Source organism: Arthrobacter sp. NPDC057009, assembly GCF_042673905.1.
GTDB lineage: Bacteria > Actinomycetota > Actinomycetes > Actinomycetales > Micrococcaceae > Arthrobacter.
Genome location: NZ_JBHUSB010000017.1, coordinates 58412 through 76050, shown reverse-complemented (window position 1 = coordinate 76050; position 17639 = coordinate 58412). Strand labels below are relative to the sequence as shown.

Annotated in this window: 11 protein-coding genes and 1 pseudogene; 8 read left to right on the top strand and 4 right to left on the bottom strand. The window is 64.0% G+C overall.

Translation table 11 applies throughout. The features are described 5' to 3' along the window. Positions 1-555: 555 nt before the first annotated feature. The 4 genes from ACFTR6_RS16840 (at position 556) to ACFTR6_RS16825 (ending at position 5052) form a co-directional block, all read left to right on the top strand. Positions 556-1539: a 1-phosphofructokinase family hexose kinase gene (locus ACFTR6_RS16840; RefSeq protein WP_377958709.1), complete on the top strand. Its 984-nt coding sequence runs from the start codon at positions 556-558 to the stop codon at positions 1537-1539. Then, positions 1536-2315, top strand: coding sequence for a 5'/3'-nucleotidase SurE (gene surE / locus ACFTR6_RS16835; RefSeq protein WP_377958708.1), 780 nt, complete (start codon positions 1536-1538; stop codon positions 2313-2315). Before ACFTR6_RS16840 ends, surE begins: the two co-directional genes overlap by 4 nt. Before the next feature lie 174 nt (positions 2316-2489). Next, positions 2490-3335: a hypothetical protein gene (locus ACFTR6_RS16830; RefSeq protein WP_377958707.1), complete on the top strand. Its 846-nt coding sequence runs from the start codon at positions 2490-2492 to the stop codon at positions 3333-3335. A 7-nt stretch (positions 3336-3342) separates the two neighbouring features. Next, positions 3343-5052 (top strand): SulP family inorganic anion transporter, encoded by a 1710-nt coding sequence (locus tag ACFTR6_RS16825; RefSeq protein WP_377958706.1) that lies wholly within the window; start codon positions 3343-3345, stop codon positions 5050-5052. A gap of 106 nt (positions 5053-5158) precedes the next feature. Here the strand turns inward: ACFTR6_RS16825 and ACFTR6_RS16820 are convergent, their stop codons facing one another. The 4 genes from ACFTR6_RS16820 to ACFTR6_RS16805 form a co-directional block, all read right to left on the bottom strand. Next, entirely contained in the window at positions 5159-8299 is a 3141-nt protein-coding gene (locus ACFTR6_RS16820) for an efflux RND transporter permease subunit (RefSeq protein ID WP_377958705.1), read from the bottom strand. Between the two features lies 1 nt (position 8300). Then, a complete protein-coding gene (locus tag ACFTR6_RS16815; RefSeq protein ID WP_377958704.1) occupies positions 8301-8750 on the bottom strand; it encodes a hypothetical protein in 450 nt (149 codons plus the stop codon). Beyond that, positions 8747-11905: an efflux RND transporter permease subunit gene (locus ACFTR6_RS16810; protein ID WP_377958703.1), complete on the bottom strand. Its 3159-nt coding sequence runs from the start codon at positions 11903-11905 to the stop codon at positions 8747-8749. The genes ACFTR6_RS16815 and ACFTR6_RS16810 overlap by 4 nt, the downstream gene beginning before the upstream one ends. Before the next feature lie 831 nt (positions 11906-12736). Then, positions 12737-13615, bottom strand: coding sequence for a LysR substrate-binding domain-containing protein (locus ACFTR6_RS16805; protein WP_377958702.1), 879 nt, complete (start codon positions 13613-13615; stop codon positions 12737-12739). Between the two features lie 129 nt (positions 13616-13744). On the opposite strand from ACFTR6_RS16805, the gene ACFTR6_RS16800 reads away from it, so the two are divergent. The 4 genes and pseudogenes from ACFTR6_RS16800 (at position 13745) to ACFTR6_RS16785 (ending at position 17364) form a co-directional block, all read left to right on the top strand. Then, a complete protein-coding gene (locus ACFTR6_RS16800; RefSeq protein WP_377958701.1) occupies positions 13745-14908 on the top strand; it encodes an FAD-dependent oxidoreductase in 1164 nt (387 codons plus the stop codon). A 63-nt stretch (positions 14909-14971) separates the two neighbouring features. Beyond that, positions 14972-15231: pseudogene (locus ACFTR6_RS16795) on the top strand (allantoate amidohydrolase); the annotation flags it as partial. Positions 15232-15428: 197 nt separating this feature from the next. Then, a complete protein-coding gene (locus ACFTR6_RS16790) occupies positions 15429-15938 on the top strand; it encodes a hypothetical protein (protein WP_377958700.1) in 510 nt (169 codons plus the stop codon). Positions 15939-16137: 199 nt separating this feature from the next. Further along, positions 16138-17364 carry a S8 family serine peptidase gene (locus ACFTR6_RS16785; RefSeq protein WP_377958699.1) on the top strand — a complete coding sequence of 409 codons (1227 nt, stop codon included), beginning with the start codon at positions 16138-16140 and terminating at the stop codon, positions 17362-17364. Positions 17365-17639: the final 275 nt, after the last annotated feature.

The window sequence follows — 17639 nt, the reverse complement described above, 5'->3', positions numbered from 1 at the left end:
AGGTGGCGGGCCTGGTGAAAGACCTCTTCAGAGCCCCATTCTGTGTTAATGGGAGGGCGGACATTGTGAAGGGTCACGGCTTGGCCTGCGCCTAAGAAGAAGCTTTTATAGGAATCCCGGATGAGCTGATTAGGTCCGGGTACGTCCACCTCCCAGATCCTGTGCTGGACTGTCAGGGACCGAGCCTTCGTGCAATAGACCCTCACGGGGTAATCCGTAAGCTTCTGGCCACTCGAGCTGAAGCCGGCGAAGGTGGGTTTCAACGGCGTGACGCTGCAAGCAAAAATCGACGGGACGGCGGCTTGGGCAGGGCCGGCCACGGTGACAGGAACTGCCGCCAGAGCGAGCGAGGCAGCAGCGAGCACGGCTTTAGGGTCTGCGCCGCCCGCAGCGCGCCGCCGTCGGGCACTCCACCCTTTCCCGTCAACGAGGCGCATGCTAAGTGTGCTTAGTATATTGGGGTGACCTGTCCGAAACGACGGCCGGAGGATTCCGGTGGGAAGAGGTAACCATGGCCACGATTCCAGTTGTAAAGCCGAAGAGGGCGGGGGAAGCATGGGTTCCGTAGTGATTTTCGCCCCGTCACCCGTCCTGACCGTCACCGTTGAGGACGTTGCAGGCACCGCAGACATCCACCTCCACGCCGGGGGCCAGGGCGTTTGGCAGGCCCGCATGCTGAAGGTGCTCGGAGCCGAGGTGACGATGTGCGCGGTCTTTTCCGGCGAAACCGGAAGCGTCCTGCAGCACCTGATCGATGACGAAGGCGTAAAGCTGTTGCCGGTGTCCGGCGAAGGCAGCAGCGGCGCCTACCTGCACGACCGCCGCCGCGGTGAACGCGACGTGGTGGCGGAGTCGCCCGGCCACCGGCTCACACGCCATGAACTGGACGAACTGTACGGGCTGACGCTGCAGGCCGGGATGAAAGCGGGGACGGTGATCCTCAGCGGCACCGGCCGGGAGGATTCAGTGCCGCCGGACATGTACCGCAGGCTGACCGCCGACCTGCGCACCGCCGGGTGCACTGTTGTCGTGGATCTGGCCGGCGAGCGGCTGAACGGCGTCCTGGAGGGCAAACCGTCGCTGGTCAAGATGTCCGACTCTGAAGTCGTGGACAGCGGCCGCGCCGAAGCGTCGGAAACGGGCCTCCTTGTTGAGGCCATGCATACCCTCAACAAGGAGGGTGCGGAAGCCGTCATCGTCACCCGGGCGCACGAACCATCCCTCCTCCTGAGCGACGGGGAAATCAGCGAAATCCACGTCCCCCAGTTCGAAACGGTGGAAACCAGCGGCGCCGGTGACTCCCTCACCGCCGGGGTGGCCGCAGTTCTGGCTGATGGCGGCACCCTTCACGACGCCGTTGTCCTGGGCACGGCAGCCGGGGCCCACAACGTCACGCGCCACGGGCTGGGTTCGGGTGAGTCCTCGGTCATCCACGAGGTGGCCAAGCTGGTCAAGATTGTTCCACTGGACACCCGTTCAGCGGAACCGGCGCAGCAGGTGAGCCCGGACGAGCTGGCACGGAAGGTCAGGACACCATGAACCAACGTATTCGCGTCCTCATTACCAACGACGACGGCATCGCCTCCCCAGGCCTGCACGCTTTGGCCGCCGCCGCCGTCAGGGCGGGACTGGATGTTGTGGTGGCGGCCCCGGCCTCGGAAGCCAGCGGCAGCAGCTCGTCGATCACCGCGGTGGAAGAGGACGGCAGGATTTCGGTGGAAGAGCGCGAGCTGGAGGAACTGGACGGGGTGAAGGCCTTCGCCGTCCACGGCGCACCGGCGTTCATCACGATGATCGCCACCCACGGCGCCTTCGGCACCCCGCCGGACCTGGTCCTGTCCGGCGTGAACCGCGGGGCGAACGTGGGCCGGGCAATCCTGCACTCCGGCACAGTCGGCGCGGCGCTGACAGCCGGCGTCAACGACGGCCGCGGTATGGCGGTCTCCCTGGACACCGGCCTCAACCCGGACACGATCCATTGGGACACCGCCGCGCAGCTGGCCACCGGGCTACTGCCGTTCCTGATGGAACAGGAGCCGGGATGCGTGCTGAACCTGAATGTCCCGAACAGCGCCGGACTGCCCGAGTACCGGACGGCCACGCTGACACGGTTCGGCATCGTGCAGACCACCCTGGCGGAACGGGGGCAGCAGCACGTGCGGCTGGCCATCGCTGATACGGCCGAGAAGCCTGACCCTGATAGCGACGCCGCCCTATTGGCGGCAGGATACGCCACGGTGACCGCCCTGCAGCCGGTCACCGGAACGGCGCTGCCGTCCTTGGACGGCCTGCCGCGCGTCGCTTCCGGGGCTTAGGGCGGAAGGTTTACCAAACGGAAACGGACGACGGCGGGACCTCCCGCCGTCGTCCGCTTTCCTGCCGCGCCGCTCCCCACGTGCGGCCGTACCGGCAGAAAGCACCCGCAAAGTCAACTCAATTCGGCTCCGGACTTCATTGATTATCAGTTTGCTTACTAATAGGTTGAGTGCATGCCGACGACCAGCAACGTTGAATGGGACCCGGGACTGGCGGCCTACAAGGGGCCGGACACCACGGCCTACGTGTCCGCCGCAGCGGCGGCCGCCACGGCATGTGCGTCCTGCCGAAAGCCCGTTTCAGCACAGGCCCCACTGTCCTTGGCGGTCGACGTTACCGGCGGCACAGATGAGGACGGCATTGAATACTTCGCCTTCGACGCGGAGATCTGCCACCGCGCGTGCCGGGAGCCCTCCCTGACCTTCACTCCGGGACACACCGCACCTGTCGAATTCACGCCCCGCGCGGCCCGGCTCGTCCTCGAGGACCGGGCGGTCCGCACCCCCACAGCCGCTCTTGTCTTCACTTACCTGCCCATGCTTTCCTTCCGGGAACCCGGCGGGGACCTGACCTCCGCACTGGTTACTGCCCTCCTTTCCCAGGGCTTTCAGTTGGCCATGAGCGCGGACGTCGGCGAAATACTGCGCGACTCCGGCCAGACCGCTGACGATTTCCACGGCGTGGTGACCGCCGAGGGACTGCTGACTCTTCATGCTGGCGAGGCAACAATGTACCGCGAACAGCTCGACCTGGCCGATCGGGAGGATGCAACCTGGCTGGACGTCGCCCGGAACGGCTCGCTGCTGGTGATCGGCGGCGACAACCTCACCTTCAATGGCACGGGCAGCCTGGACCTGAACACCGCCGCGCGGCTGGGCACACTCGTTGCGGGGAAGGTGGCGGTCAGCCTCCTCCAGGCAGAGCCGACCAGAGGGGAAAGCGGTCCTGCCCAATGCGCCGAGGACGCACCTCGTTCTGCCGCGGAGGCCCATGGCGTGAAGTGGGAGAATCGGCCATGATCTGACTATGCGCCGCTCCGGTATGGCTCCCGCCTGGTGGGTCCCGCCGGCCCTGCGCGGCTACAGGACCGAGTGGCTGCGCCACGACTTGGTGGCAGGCGTTGCGCTGTTCGCGATCCTTGTTCCCGCGGGGATGGCATATGCCCAGGCCGCCGGCCTCCCGCCGGTCACGGGACTCTATGCAACGGTGGTGCCCCTGCTTGTCTATGCAGCAGTCGGGCCGTCGCGCGTGCTGGTGCTGGGGCCGGACTCCGCTCTCGCACCCATGATCGTGGCGGCCCTGGTTCCCCTGGCCGCGGATGACGACCGAAAATCCGTAGCCCTGGCAGGGCTGCTGGCCGTACTGATTGGCGGCATTCTGCTCCTTGGGGCAGTGCTGCGTCTGGGCATCGTCACCGGGCTGTTGTCGAAGCCCATCAGGCTCGGATATCTCAACGGCATTGCGCTGCTGGTGGCCGTGTCCCAGATTCCCACCCTGTTGGGAATCTCCGTGGAGGACGGCACGCCCTGGGAAAAACTCTTTGCCGCCGCACCAAAGGTGCTTGCCGGCGAGACCAACATGACGGCCCTGCTGCTCGGCCTGCTGTCGCTGGTGCTCATCCTGGTTCCCCGCTGGCTGAAATGGAAGGTTCCCGGCGTGCTGGTCGCGGTCGTGGTGGCCTGCATCGCGGTGGCCCTGCTGGGGCTCCACGAGCGATTGAAGGTCACAGGCGCCCTGCCGCAGGGGCTCCCCGCACCGGCCCTGGCTGGGATCGGCTGGGCGGACGTTGTGGCACTGCTGCCTGCCGCCGCCGCGATTGCCCTCATCGTGTTCGTTGACACTGGAACCCTGTCGCAGTCCCTGGCGGCGGCCGAGGACGGAAGGGTTTCCGGAAACCATGAAATGGCAGCCCTCGGTGCGGCTAACGCTGCGACCGGGCTGCTGGGTGGCTTCCCCGTCTCGGCCAGCACGTCCCGGACTCCCGTGGCAGTACAGTCCGGTGCGAGAACCCAGCTCACGGGAGGAGTAGGCGCACTGCTGGTGCTCGGTTTCATGCTCCTTCCGCCCGGCGTCACGGAGTTCCTCCCGGCCACGACCCTTGCAGCCATTGTCATCGCCGCGGCTGCAGTAATCGCCGATCCGGCCGGCGTGCTGCGGCTCATCGGCATGAGCCGCAGCGAATCGCTGGTGATGCTCGCAGCGTTCCTGGGAGTCACCGTACTGGGGGTCCTTCCCGGCATCGCCGTCGCCATTGGCCTGGCCATCCTGGACTTCCTGCGGCGGGCCTGGGACCCGTACCGTGCCGAACTGGTGGATGTGCCGGGTATACCGGGGTACCACGATGTGAGCCGCCATCCGGAGGGTGAACGGATCCCCGGCCTGCTGATCCTGCGCTTCGACGCACCGCTGTTCTTCGGTAACGGAGCCTTGCTTGGGTCCTTTGTGCGCGACGAACTTGACCAGGCCGCGGACGGCACCAAACGCGTGGTGCTTGCGGCAGAACCCGTGACGGGAATCGACACGACCGCGCTGGACGAGTTGGTGCAGTTGGATGAGTGGCTCGACCGGCATGGCGTGGACCTGGTGTTTGCCGAACTCAAGGGGCCGGTCAAAGACCGGCTGCTCCGGTACGGCATGGGGGCCCGCTTTTCTCCGGACCATTTCTACCCCACGGTGAGCGCAGCCGTTAGGGCCTTCCAGGGTGAGCACGGCGAAGAGCAGCAGGGGCAACGGTAAGTCCCACCGTTTCCCCCTGCTGCAGTCCCGGGAACACACCGCCGCCCACGTTCCCCGAACAGGGTGTGGGCGGCGGATGGTCCAGCTCTGAATGGAGTTAGTTCACTCAGGCGTTCGCGAGCTCCGGTTCCCGGGGCGGCGCCTCATCCCGCTGCTTGCGCGTCTTGGCAAACCTCAGGTAGAGGGATGGCACCACGAAGAGGTTGAGCAGCGTGGATGTCACCAGCCCGCCGAGAATGACGGTCGCCATGGGATGCTCGATCTCGTGGCCGGGGATTTCGCCCAGGACCACGAGCGGAACCAGGGCAAGCCCGGTGGCGAGGGTGGTCATCAGGATCGGTGAAAGCCGCTCGCCAGCCCCTCGCAGCACCAGTTCGGGGCCGAACTTCATGCCCTCATATTTCTCCAGGTGCTGGCAGTGGTTGATGAGCAGAATGCCGTTCCTTGCTGCGATGCCCATGACTGTCAGGAAGCCAACGATCGAGCCCAATGACAGCACACCGCCTCCGAGCCAGGCGGCAAACACGCCGCCGACGAGGGCGATTGGCAGGGTGAGGATGACCAGCGTGGCCAGCCGCCAGCTCGCGAAGGCCACCTGCAGGAGCAGGTAAATCACCGCTAGCGCCACTACCGACAGGGTCAGCAGCGTGCTGGTTGCCTCTTGGCGTTCCTTGAATTCACCCAGAATCTCGGTACGGAACCCCGCCGGCATCTCCACGTTCTTCAGGCCTTCCTCCATGGCCGCGACCACTGTCGCCAGGGATCCTTCTGTCACGTTGGCCTCGATGTCGATCCGCCGCGAGTGTGCGTCACGTTCAATGACGTTCGGTGTGGGTTTCACCTCGACGCTTGCGACGGCGGACAGCGGGATTTTCTCGCCACTGGGCGTATCAATGGGCAGGTTCCTGATGCTGGTCACGTCGGACCGGATTCCTACCGGGCTCCAGACCTGGACATCGTAGGCCTTGCCGCCCCGGTAGACGTCTCCGGCTTCCTCACCGGCGACCAGCCAGGCCGCAGCCCGCCGCACATCACCCGGCTTGAGCCCGTATTGTTGGGCCTTTTCCAGATCGACCTCGATGTTGAGCTGCGGGATGTCCTTTTGCAGCTCCGTGTGGACGTCGATGGCCCCCTCGGTCCCGTCAAAGATAGCCTGGATTTCGGCGGCCTTTGAGCGCAGAAGCGCCAGGTCATCTCCGTACAGCCGGACGACGACGGCGTTGCTGGCGCCGGTCAGAACCTCGCGGATTCTTTCCTTCAGGTACGTCTGCACGTCGCGGACGATGCCGGGATAGCCCTCGACCACTTCATGGACTTTGGCCAGTGTCTTGTCATAGTCCACGGCCGGGTCGATGCTGATCCAGTTCTCACCGAAATACACACCCACCACTTCGTCGGCGTTGAATGCCTGCCCGATGTGGGCACCGCAGTTCCGGACCCCGGGAATGGTCATGAGCTCCGTGCAGGCTCTCTGGCTGATTCGGTATTCCTCCTGGACCGAGGTTCCCGGCTGGGTCAGCCAGTGCATCAGGAAATCGCGTTCCTTGAAGTCCGGCAGCAGTGACTGCCCCAGCAGCGGTGCCGTGATGGCACCGATGGCTGCCATGGCCCCGAAGGTCGCATACCCTGCCGCAGGACGACGGATGATCTTGCTCAGGACCTTGTGGTAGCCGCGCTTGAGCACCCGTACCAGTGGCGGCTCCTGTTCCTTGAGCGGAACCTTGCGCATGAAAATCAGCGCCAGGGCCGGGGTCACTGTCAGGGCCACGACCATCGATGCCAGCACCGCGAGGGTGTAGGAGATGGCCAGCGGTCTGAAGAAAGCACCCGTCAGTCCTTGGAGGAAGAAGATCGGCACGGCCGCGGTGATGATGATCAACGTGGCGTAGACGATCGGGCCGCGGACCTCCAGGGAGGCCTCCAGCACCACCGAGGCGGTGGAACGGGTACCGCCCTCCGCCCGGTGCTGCCGGAGTCTTCGGATGATGTTTTCAATATCGATAATCGCATCATCCACAACCACCCCGACGGCAATAACCAGCCCGGCCAGGACCATGGTGTTCACCGCCGTGCCGGTCAGATACAGGACGGACGCCGCCGTCACCAGCGAGAGCGGGATGGCAATGAGGCTGATCAGCGCCGTGCGCCACTGGAAGAGGAACGCGCCCAGCACCAGCACCACCAGGATGCAGCCAAGTAGCAGCGCCCGGCTGAGATTATCGAGGGACTCCTCAATAAAGGTCGCCGGCCGGAAGATCTCCGTATCAATGGTGATGCCGCTGAGTCCCGGCTTCATCTGCTCCAGCGCTGCCTCCACGCCCCTGGTGACTTCAAGGGTGTTGCCCCACGGAAGTTTCTCCACAATGAGCATCAGCCCAGGGCCCTGATTGATAACGGCGTCACCAATGAGCGGCTGGTGGTCTTCGACCACATTCGCAACATCGCCCAGCCGGAGCGGTTTCCCGTTCCGTTCCTCGATGACTACCTCCGCAAGATCCTTCGGAGTGGCGATTGGCAGCACATGCTGGATGCTCAGACGCTGGTTAGGCGTCTCGATGTGGCCGCCGGTGCCAATAACGGCGCCGGGAGTATACTGCAGCAGGCCCGCGTCCAGAGCGTTGGCGGTGACATCCATGACCTGGTTCAGGCTGACGTTCTGGGCCTTCAGCTTCTCCGGGACTGCCTGCACCTGAAGCATCTGCAGGCGCTCACCCCAAATGGCGATGTTGGCCACACCGGGAACCCGCAGCAGGTGCTGCCGGATCTTCCAGTAGGAGATCATCGACATTTCGATGAGCGAACGTTCTTCCGATGTCAGGCCAATTTTCATAACCCGGCTGGTGGAGGACAGCGGTTGCAGCATCATTGGTGGTGACGCCCAGGTGGGCAGTGACGGAGTGACGTTGGCGATGCGCTCCGAGACCAGCTGGCGGGCCTTGAGCAGGTCTGCCCCCGGGGCAAAAATCAGCACGATCGAGGACAACTGCTCCACCGATTTGGAGCGGATCTCGGCCAGCCCCTCGACGCCGTTGAGGGCGTCTTCAAGCGGAACGCTTACCAACTGCTCCACCTCGGCTGCGGTGAGGCCAATGGCGATGGTCTGGATCTCTACCTTCGGCGGCGCGAACTCGGGAAAGACGTCTACTGAGGCTGTGCTGAGCTGGACGCCGCCGAACGCCATCATTGCCACCGCAAGGGCCACCACCAAAGCGCGGAATTTCAGGCTGAATCCGACAATTCGGCGCATGTCAGTGACCCTTCGTGCCGAATTCCGTGCCGAAGAGTTCCGCAGCACCCACGGTGACTACCTCGGTTCCGGCTTTCGGACCGGAGCTGAGCTGCACCTTATCGCTGGTGATCTTGTCCACCGTCACCGCGGCCCGGATAAAGGTCCGTGGCTCCGGAGCGGTGTAGACCCAGGTCTTGCCGGCACCGTCGTAAACCAAAGAGGCGTATGGAATTTCCAGACCGTCTTTGCCATTGGCCACTTTCTCGGTGGTAAGCGCCAGCCTTTCCACGGCTTTGTCTGTCAGCGTGATCCTGTTCAAATCGGAGCCCGCCTTCTCGATGCTGGCCGGAGCATCGCCGACAGGCGCAGACGCAGATTTCACTGCCGCACAGCCACCGAGCCCCATTGACACTGCGCAGGCCAGCACGAGAACAGAACGCCGGCCCCCAAACCCTCGATTGTTTTTCATGACAATTCCGACCTCTCTGCCAGAACCGGTCCGTTGTTGATCACCAATGAGCTCCCCCAGTCCGTGTTGGCAGCGGGACCAAAACGCAGGAAGAGGATCGGCAGGATAAATAGGGTCAGCAGGGCGGACGTAACCAGGCCGCCCCATAGAATGAGCGCCAACGGCAGCAGCATGGCCGTCGCGACGGGCCCACCCAGCAGCACCAGCGGCACAAGCGCCAGGGCGGTGATGATGGCGGTCAGCACCGTCGGCCGCAGCCGCTCCGTTACCGCCCCCTTCATCAGCTCCGCCGGCGCCGCCGTCGGATCCTGGGCCTGCAGGGACTGATAGGTACCCATCAGCATGACTGCGTCACGGACTGCGACGGCGAGCACCGCTGCCAGTGCTACAAGCACATACAGGGAACCGAAGCCGCCGCACAGCCAGGCTGCAATAACACCGCCCAGCAACGCCACAGGCAACAGAACAAATACCAGCGCGGCAAGCCGCCAGCTGCCGAGGACAGTCAGCAGCAGCACCAGGATGCCTGCCGCCGCCGCAGCCGCCAGCCAGATCATCAGGTCCCCGGCCGCCTGTTGCTCGCCGAACTTCTTCGGGATCTCGGCGTGATATTCAACCGGGAACTGCATGCTCTGGATCGCTTTTTGTATATCTGCGGTCACGTCACCGAGGCTCCGGCCTTCGATGTCAGCGACAACGTCGATCCTCCTGGAGGTGTCGTCGTGGGTGATCACCGTCTGGTTTGGGCTCAACCTGACATCCGCAACATCGCTGAGCCGGATCTGTCCGCCTCCCGGCTTGTCAATCAGCAGGTTCTGGACATATGTCATGCTGTGACGCGTCTCGGGCGTGCCCTTGACGACGACCTGGAACACTTTCTGCTGCTCGAACAGGTATCCGACTTCGATGCCCTGAAGGACAGTGGCGGCGGCACGCCGCACGTCACCAGGTTTGACGCCTTCCTGCTGTGCCTTAGCGAGGTCCACTTCAATTTCGGCAACCGGCTGGGAAGGCGTGGCCTCCACCGCTGGGTTAACTACGCCAGCCGTGTGCGACAGGATGTCACGGATCTCGTTGGCCTTCTCCTGCAGGATCGGCAGTTCGATGCCGTACACGCGCACCCTGAACTGCTGGTCATCGATGGCGATGGCCGCAGCGACCTGCTGTTCAGGATAGGTAGTGACCTTGGCCGTCACTCCCGGGTAACCCTGCACGATCGACTGGGCCTCGGCCCGGACCGCCGCAATATTGGCGCTGTCTTCCATCGTGATCCAGAGTTCCCCGGAGTTCACATCCGAGGACAGGTCGGAGGTAATGGCCCGCCCTACGTGGCCGCCGACGCGTGCTACACCTTCAACTTGTGTCAGCTCCTCCCCCGCTTTGGTCATGAGCCGGTTCATGACGTCCGACCCTGTTCCGCCGGACGACTCCAACTCAACGAGGAGGGTGCGGTCAGGAACGGCGCTCACGATCGGCAGTTCCCTCGTCAGCCCCGGCACCAGCGCCACGGCCACTATCGCCAGCGCAGCTGCGACGGATGCGACCAGTACGGCGGCGCCCTTGGTGAAGGATGAGGTTGACCTGCGGTAGCGCTCTCCCAGCTTGTGGAAGAAGGACGGCTTCGCTTGCGGCCGCTGCCGGCCGCGCAGCAGCAGGCTTCCCAAAGCAGGCGTCACGGTCAGGGCCACCAGCATCGCCACCGCGGTGGCCAGCAGATAGCTCAGCACCAGCGGCTTCAGGAATGCCCCGTCCACACCTGGCACAAACAGCGCAGGAGCAAGCGCAAGCAGCGCCACGAGGCCTGCGAACAGGACGGGAACACGCGAACGCTGTAGCCCGTGGGCAAGCAGAGCCTCCCGGGACAGCCCTTCATTCGCGGCGTCCTTCCGGAAGCTGTGCAGGTCCAGGATGATGTCGCCGACCACAACGATGAGCGCCAACGTGAGCCCGGCGAATGCCATCGTGTTCAGCACCGCTCCCTGAAACTGCAGGACCAGGGCCGCACCCATTGCGGCCACGGACAGGGCGACAAGTGCCAGCAGCGCATACCGCCAGGACCGGAAGGCCAACCCGACAGCCGCCGTCACGACCAGCAGGCTCACGAGCAACGCCACACCAAGACCATTCGCGGCAGTCTCGAGGAACGACGCCGGACGGAAGACAGTCGAGTCGAGCGTGATCCCAAACAAGCCCGGACGCAGGCCATCCAGAATTTCTTCAACGCCTGCTGTTACCGCAGCGACGTTGGCGTCGGGGAACTTCTCGATCACCAGAAGCAGGCCGGGATGCTTTCCGGTCACCGCATCACCGATCAGCGGCTGGTGGTCCTCCACCAAGGTCGTGACATCGGACAACGTCAGGGACTTGTTCGTGCTCCCCTCAATGCTGACCTTGCCAAGATCCTCGGGAGTACGGATGGGGAGAACGTGTTGGATGCCGATCCGCTGGTTCGCTGACTCCAGGAACCCACCGGTGCCCGGGGTGGACGCCTCGAGGAAGCTCAGCGGTGACACCCAGACAGCGTTGCCGGCCGTCTCCACCACCTGGTTCAGTGTCACGTCCTGCGCCCGGAGCTTTGCCGGGTCGACCTGGACCTGCAGCTGCTGTTCGCGCTGGCCGAAGATCGAGACGTTGGCTACCCCGGGAACGCCCATGAGTGCGGGCTTGATGTCCCAGCGGGCAAGCACCGACATGTCAATTGGCGAAACCTCCTCGGAGGTCATTTCGACCATCATGACCCGGCTAGTCGAGGAGAGCGGCTGCATGAGCACCGGCGGTGATGAGACCTGCGGGAGGGCGAACGCCTGCGTCAGGCGCTCGGCCACCAGTTGCCGTGCACGCAAAACGTCCGTTCCAGGCTCAAAAACCATCTCAATGGATGACAGGCCAGGAACGGAGACAGAACGGATTTCATCGAGCCAGGCCACCCCGTTCAGCAGGTCTGCCTCCATAGGAGAGGTGATGAGCTGCTCGACTTCAACGGCAGACAGGCCCAACGCCTCGGTTTGAATTTCCACATGTGGTGGAGAAAATTCAGGAAGATTATCCATTGGCATGGAGGGCAGGCTGGTTAGCCCGAACCCCAGAATGCCGGCCGCAACGGCCAAAACGATCAAACGAAACTTAAGACTCCAGCGGACAAGCCAACCGGTCATATCCTCAGCCCCCATCGATATCGGTAGAGGCTACATTGCCGGTACCGATTTCTGATGCGCCTATTCAAGGTTCACCAGCAGCGGCGTTGCTGCCGGTGAGTGCCGAGCTGCCTCCCTACAACCCTGCCGCCCCCGGCTTCCGGGGGCGTACTGGCTGTGCCGGTGATGGATCGGTCGCGGCCAGACGAATAGCCTCAATTCCACGAAGACCGCCGTGTTTGGGACAAGCGAAACCATGCTCATTCTGGCACAGAGAATCGGCTGCATCAAGGAATAACGAACTGGTCAAACCCGAACTTTTGGCAACGGGCATTGATTTATCGTTACATCATGATCAAACTTCCGAAAGCTTTTATCGGAGCTGTGAACGTCCGGGTATCGGCGCGCAGGGAGATGCGCGATGTGAACGCAATAGCGCCGGGTGTTAAGCGTTTTTTCACTGGCCCTCCCTGGGAGCAAAAGGATTAAATAGTAAAACCCCTGAGTAACAACCCGCGGGACTCAGTAAACTGCTTCGAGATGAGCTTGATAACTCAAAAGCAAAAAACGGGACCAAGCCATCCCGGCATGGCGGATACTTTAATAAGGTCCGATTCCCGCAATTTGCGCACTCGCTTCAGAATCCGGTCCGAGGATAAACGCCTCATTTGGGACGATTTCTACACCTCATTGTTGGTGAGCCGTCCCCTAATGCAGTCGACAGCGCCTAAGAGTGATTGATCAATCATCCCGTGAAGCGCCTTCAAGCCATTGGCAGCAGCTGCTTCAAGCAGTTGCTCCTGGTTCAGTGCTTGACCGAGACGAACGTGCAGATCTCCGATCACACAAGAGTCATCCCGGATTCTCTCCTCTGAGACATGAGATGAAATCCTCCACGGCGGGAGAACTGCCCGGGCCGCGGGCAACGTGGAGTTCGGTTTGCGGCCGTCCGGCAAATGGCCGGGTGGTGATTCCCGGCATGTGGAAGCGCTCCACTGATTGTGGCAGGACCGAGACTCCGAGGCCGGCCGCCACGAGGCCAAGCACGGTTTCCTGGTGAATGGCCTGCTGAGCAACGATGGGCGGAGTGGGCAGCTGGTCAAACAGCCGAAGGACGCGGGAGACGAACCCCGGCATCAGGCGGTACGGAAACAGGATCATGGGCTCCCCCTCCAGCAGTTCCGGCTCAACTTCGTCCATGGCAGCCAGGGGGTGTGTCTCAGGGAGCACGACCACCAGGTCCTCCGTGCTGAGCAGCTCGAGCCTGAGCCCGGGAACCGGGCCTGGATCCCGCACGAGACCCAGATCGAGCTCACCATCCAGCAGCTGCTCAATCTGCTCGCCGCTCGTGAGCGGAGCCAGCACCAGGTCCACCCGTGGGCGCTGCCCGCGGAAGGACCGGATGGCTTCGGGAACCGTGGTGTAGCTGGCCGAACTGACGAACCCCACCCTGATCTTTCCGCTCTTGCCCGCGGCAACATCGGCAACATCGCCGGCCGCCTCATCAAGTTCGCCAAGGGCCGCCCCGACTTTTTCCCGAAAGGCCGTCCCGGCGGGTGTCAGCGTCACCCGGCGCGTTGTCCGGTCGAACAGCGGGACGCCCAGCTCGTGCTCCAGCCTCTTCACGGCAACGGTCAGCGGCGGCTGGGTGATGTGCAGGCGTTCCGCGGCACGGCCGAAGTGGAGCTCGTCCGCCACCACGAGGAAGTACCTGAGCTGTCGAAGTTCCATCCAGATTCTTTCGGTTGAGGCTAATATTTACTACTCAAATAATATTGGACGAGCGGTGACGGGAAATGACTAACTGGACCTAACAAAGCAGCAGATGTTGTCCCTACCATCCCGTCTTAGGAGCCATCCATGGAATCGGCCGAATACGCCATCGTCGGCGCAGGGCTGTCAGGGGCTGCCACCGCCTGGCATCTCGCCGCACGCGGCCACGACGTTGCCCTGCTCGAGCGTTCAACCCCCGCAAACGATGCGGGCAGCTCCCACGGCTCCGCGCGGATCTTCCGGTACGCCTACCCCGACGAGTTCTACACCGGCCTCGTCCAGGAAGCGAAAACCGGATGGGACGAACTGGCCCGCCTCAGCGGCAAACGGCTCATTACCCCGGCCGGCGCCGTGGACTACGGCGCCATCCGCCAGCCTGAACGCCTCGCCGCCGTCCTGCAGGCCCGCGGCATTGATCACGAACTCCTCAGCGCCGAGGAAGCCCACGGCCGGTGGCCGCAGATCGCCTTCGACACCCAGGTGCTGTGGCACCCGGACGCCGGCGTGATCGACGCCCACGAATCCGTCGCCGCCATGGTCGACCAGGCCGTAACCCACAGCGCAGCGCTTCACACCAACTGGGCCGTCGCGTCCATTACAGCCTCCAACGGCGGCTACCTGCTGACCTCGGAGGACGGCCGGTCGCTGCAGGCGGCCAACGTCATCGTTGCCGTCGGCGGCTGGCTTCCCCAGCTGCTGGGATCTCTGGCACTGCCCTCATCCTTTCTGGCCTCGGTCCCCCCGATCGAGGTCCGGCAGGAGCAGGCCTACCACTTCCCCTACGCCGACGGCACGGACTCCGGGACTTCTCCATGGCCGACGTTCATCCACAAACGCGAAGGCTGGCAGGCCTATGGCCTGCCCGGCGGCCGCGACGCCGGCTTCCGGGGCCAGAAGATTGCCCAGTACAACGGCGGAAAGATCCTGCCCTCAGCAGCGGACCAGGACGGACACATCAGCCCGGACAACCGCCGTCGCGTCATCGAATACGTCGAACAGTATTTCCCGGGACTGGTCCCGGAACCGTACGCCGAGACCACCTGCCTCTTCACCAACACTCCCACCGAGGACTTCATCCTCGACCGCTTGGACGGCATCACCATCCTCTCCCCCTGCTCGGGACATGGCGCCAAGTTCGCACCCCTGATCGGGCAGCTCGCCGCCGACCTGGCAACCGGCGCAGGAACCGTCCCGGACCAGTTCCGGCTCGCTTTCCAGGCAGGTCCGGCGGCTGTGGGGGTGCACGCCTGACCCCCGCACCGAAGCCACTCCCCGGGCCGTATTGACCGCCACGGTCACCGGTCTGATGTCCGACTGGTCACGGCGAGCCCCCTCGACTCGGTGCCTGGAGGCGGCGCGTTCGACGGCCCCGCTCGGCGTCGCCTGCGCCCTGGTCGCCGTCGACATCCTCAAAGCCCGGATGGACAGTCCAACCCGTCCACTCGCCGTCGTTGTCTTCCCCGAAGAGGAAGGATCACGGTTCGGTGTGGCACGCCTGGGCTGAAGGCTGATCACTGGCGCCATCGACCCCGGACAAAGCCCGGAACCTCCCTGACCCGGACGGCTCAACCTTTGGCCCTGCCCCAGGCCCCCGTCCTGGACACCGGTGCCGGCCGGTGGATGACTGCGCAGAAGAAACCGTGCTGGCACGGAAGCGCCTCGGCCCGGCCCGCGGCGAATATGGGGAGTGACGGTTGAGGGCATCCGATCCGGGACGACGGGTTCGTGCATCAGCCGGTCACATCACCCGCCCGTACCAGGAGACTTTCCTATGTTCATGAACACCTTGCGGCAACGGACTGGCCGGTCTGCCACAGCCGCCCTGATCGCCGTGATGCTTGCTGCTTTCGCTTTCGTATTTGTCGGGAGCACGCTCACGGCGGCGCCAGCCCACGCCCTGTGTAGCGGCTCCAGTCCCGCGACCGGAACCTGGAAGAACATCGACCCCAACACCAGATCCGTCACCAAGGTAGTCCTCGACTGGGGCTGCGCGGATCAGGCCCTGTGCGACACGAGTGGCCATTGCGTCTATCCCGCGGGCACGATCCGGGTGTTCGGCAAGTGCCATCCGACCGACTGCGATTGGGGGAACCGGCGGACGTACGCCGAGAAGGGCGGGTGGGAGAGTGCCACGTACAAGTACAGCTGGGCAACCAAAAGCGTGTGGGTCAGGCCCTACCAGTACTACGGCCGCACATACCTCCGCGTCTGGGTCCATACCGATTTCACTCCGGCGGATGGACGGCAGGACTACACCACCGACGAGTGGATGCTGAAGTAATCCTGCCGGCAACCGGATCCTCGAGTGTGGCTGCCGGATGCTGGTGGCCACACTCGCCGTGCGGAACCTCAGCCGGTCATTGCAAATGATCTGCCGCGAGTACTCCCGTTCGTAGTCCGGCTGCTTAGCCGGCCCCGGAAACAAATGACACCCCACGGCTGCGCCAAAACCAGGCCGCCCTTATCACCAAGGAAACACGATGCCCGAACTGATCAACCAGAAAATCCTCGTTTTACGCGCTCCCGCCCTGCGGGCAACCCGCGACCCCTTCGACGGACCCGGAGCCCGGGGCCTCGAAACCTCTCCCGAGAACATCGCGGAACGGGCTGTGGGAATGACAGTTGAGACGGACGGCAACCCCTCAAGCTCAACGATCAATGCCCTGCAGAGCGATCCCACGGTCCTCGGCTTCGCCCCTGCCATGCCCATGAAACTCATAGAACCACTTGACGCCGATGCTGCTCCGGCCGCTGCCGCAACATGGGGCGTCCAAGCAGTGGGCGCAGACACCTCCCCCTTCACGGGCGCCGGGGTGACCGTTGCGGTCCTGGACACCGGTATCGACGCCGATCATCCCGCCTTTGCCGGCGTCAACCTCGTCACCAGAGACTTCACAGGTGCCGGCAGCGCCGAAGACGACAACGGCCACGGCACGCACTGCGCGGGAACGATCTTCGGCCGTGACCTCAACGGTCAGCGCATCGGCGTCGCCCGCGGCGTCCAGAAAGCCCTCATCGGCAGGGTCCTCGGAGGCCCCAACGGCGGCAGCAGCGACACTCTTGCCACGGCAATGCTCTGGGCCGCCGACAACGGCGCCCACGTCATCTCCATGTCACTGGGCATGGACTTCCCCGGCTGGGTAGACGAATTGGTCAACGTGAATGGTCTTTCCATTCCGGCCGCCACCTCAATCGCACTGGAAGGCTACCGCGCCAACGTCAGGCTCTTCGAACAGCTGGCCAACCTTCTCAACGCCCGCGCCTCCGTCGCCCAGACCACAATCGTCATCGCAGCCGCAGGCAACGAAAGCAAACGCACCGGCAACCCCGCCTACGAGATAAACGTTGCTCCGCCGGCCGCTGCTTACGGGATCACGTCCGTTGCTGCTTTGGCCGACGGCGGCGGCGGCCTCACCGTGGCACCGTTCTCCAATACGATGGCGACTGTGGCCGGTCCCGGCGTTGGCGTTTTCAGTGCCTGGCTCAACGGCGGCACCAAAACGATCAGCGGAACCAGCATGGCGACCCCGCATGTGGCCGGCGTGGCCGCGCTGTGGGCGGAACGCCTTCTAGCGCAGGGACCACTGAGTCCGGTACTCCTGCAGGCCAAACTCATCGCTTCCGGAACATTCAAGCCTCTCAGGAATGGCACAGACCCCTCGGACGTGGGTGCGGGCCTGGTTCAAGCACCCAGCCATGCGAACTGACTTCATCGACAAAGCTAGGCCCCAGTCTCACACTGATGACCTCAATGCGCTGCTGACGCCCCCTGACCACTACCAACCCCGCAGTTAGGGGGGTGAAACGGCCGCGGTGCGGACAGCACCTGCAATTCCCAAGGGAGCAGCGCGATGATCATCCGGCCCCTGAAGCTATTCGACGGCATTGCCAGCTTCAGAGAGGCTGCTCGGGAAGACGTGGGCCCCGACGACACGGGCGCGCCATTTTCCTGATGCCGTCCTGCGCGTTTGTTGCGCCATCC

What these genes read in the sequence shown, in the direction of transcription:
- ACFTR6_RS16840 (WP_377958709.1), top strand. Translation starts at nt 556, where the DNA reads ATGGGTTCCGTAGTGATTTTCGCCCCGTCACCCGTCCTGACCGTCACC.
- surE (WP_377958708.1), top strand. Translation starts at nt 1,536, where the DNA reads ATGAACCAACGTATTCGCGTCCTCATTACCAACGACGACGGCATCGCC.
- ACFTR6_RS16830 (WP_377958707.1), top strand. Translation starts at nt 2,490, where the DNA reads ATGCCGACGACCAGCAACGTTGAATGGGACCCGGGACTGGCGGCCTAC.
- ACFTR6_RS16825 (WP_377958706.1), top strand. Translation starts at nt 3,343, where the DNA reads ATGCGCCGCTCCGGTATGGCTCCCGCCTGGTGGGTCCCGCCGGCCCTG.
- ACFTR6_RS16820 (WP_377958705.1), bottom strand. Translation starts at nt 8,299, where the DNA reads ATGCGCCGAATTGTCGGATTCAGCCTGAAATTCCGCGCTTTGGTGGTG.
- ACFTR6_RS16815 (WP_377958704.1), bottom strand. Translation starts at nt 8,750, where the DNA reads ATGAAAAACAATCGAGGGTTTGGGGGCCGGCGTTCTGTTCTCGTGCTG.
- ACFTR6_RS16810 (WP_377958703.1), bottom strand. Translation starts at nt 11,905, where the DNA reads ATGACCGGTTGGCTTGTCCGCTGGAGTCTTAAGTTTCGTTTGATCGTT.
- ACFTR6_RS16805 (WP_377958702.1), bottom strand. Translation starts at nt 13,615, where the DNA reads ATGGAACTTCGACAGCTCAGGTACTTCCTCGTGGTGGCGGACGAGCTC.
- ACFTR6_RS16800 (WP_377958701.1), top strand. Translation starts at nt 13,745, where the DNA reads ATGGAATCGGCCGAATACGCCATCGTCGGCGCAGGGCTGTCAGGGGCT.
- ACFTR6_RS16790 (WP_377958700.1), top strand. Translation starts at nt 15,429, where the DNA reads ATGTTCATGAACACCTTGCGGCAACGGACTGGCCGGTCTGCCACAGCC.
- ACFTR6_RS16785 (WP_377958699.1), top strand. Translation starts at nt 16,138, where the DNA reads ATGCCCGAACTGATCAACCAGAAAATCCTCGTTTTACGCGCTCCCGCC.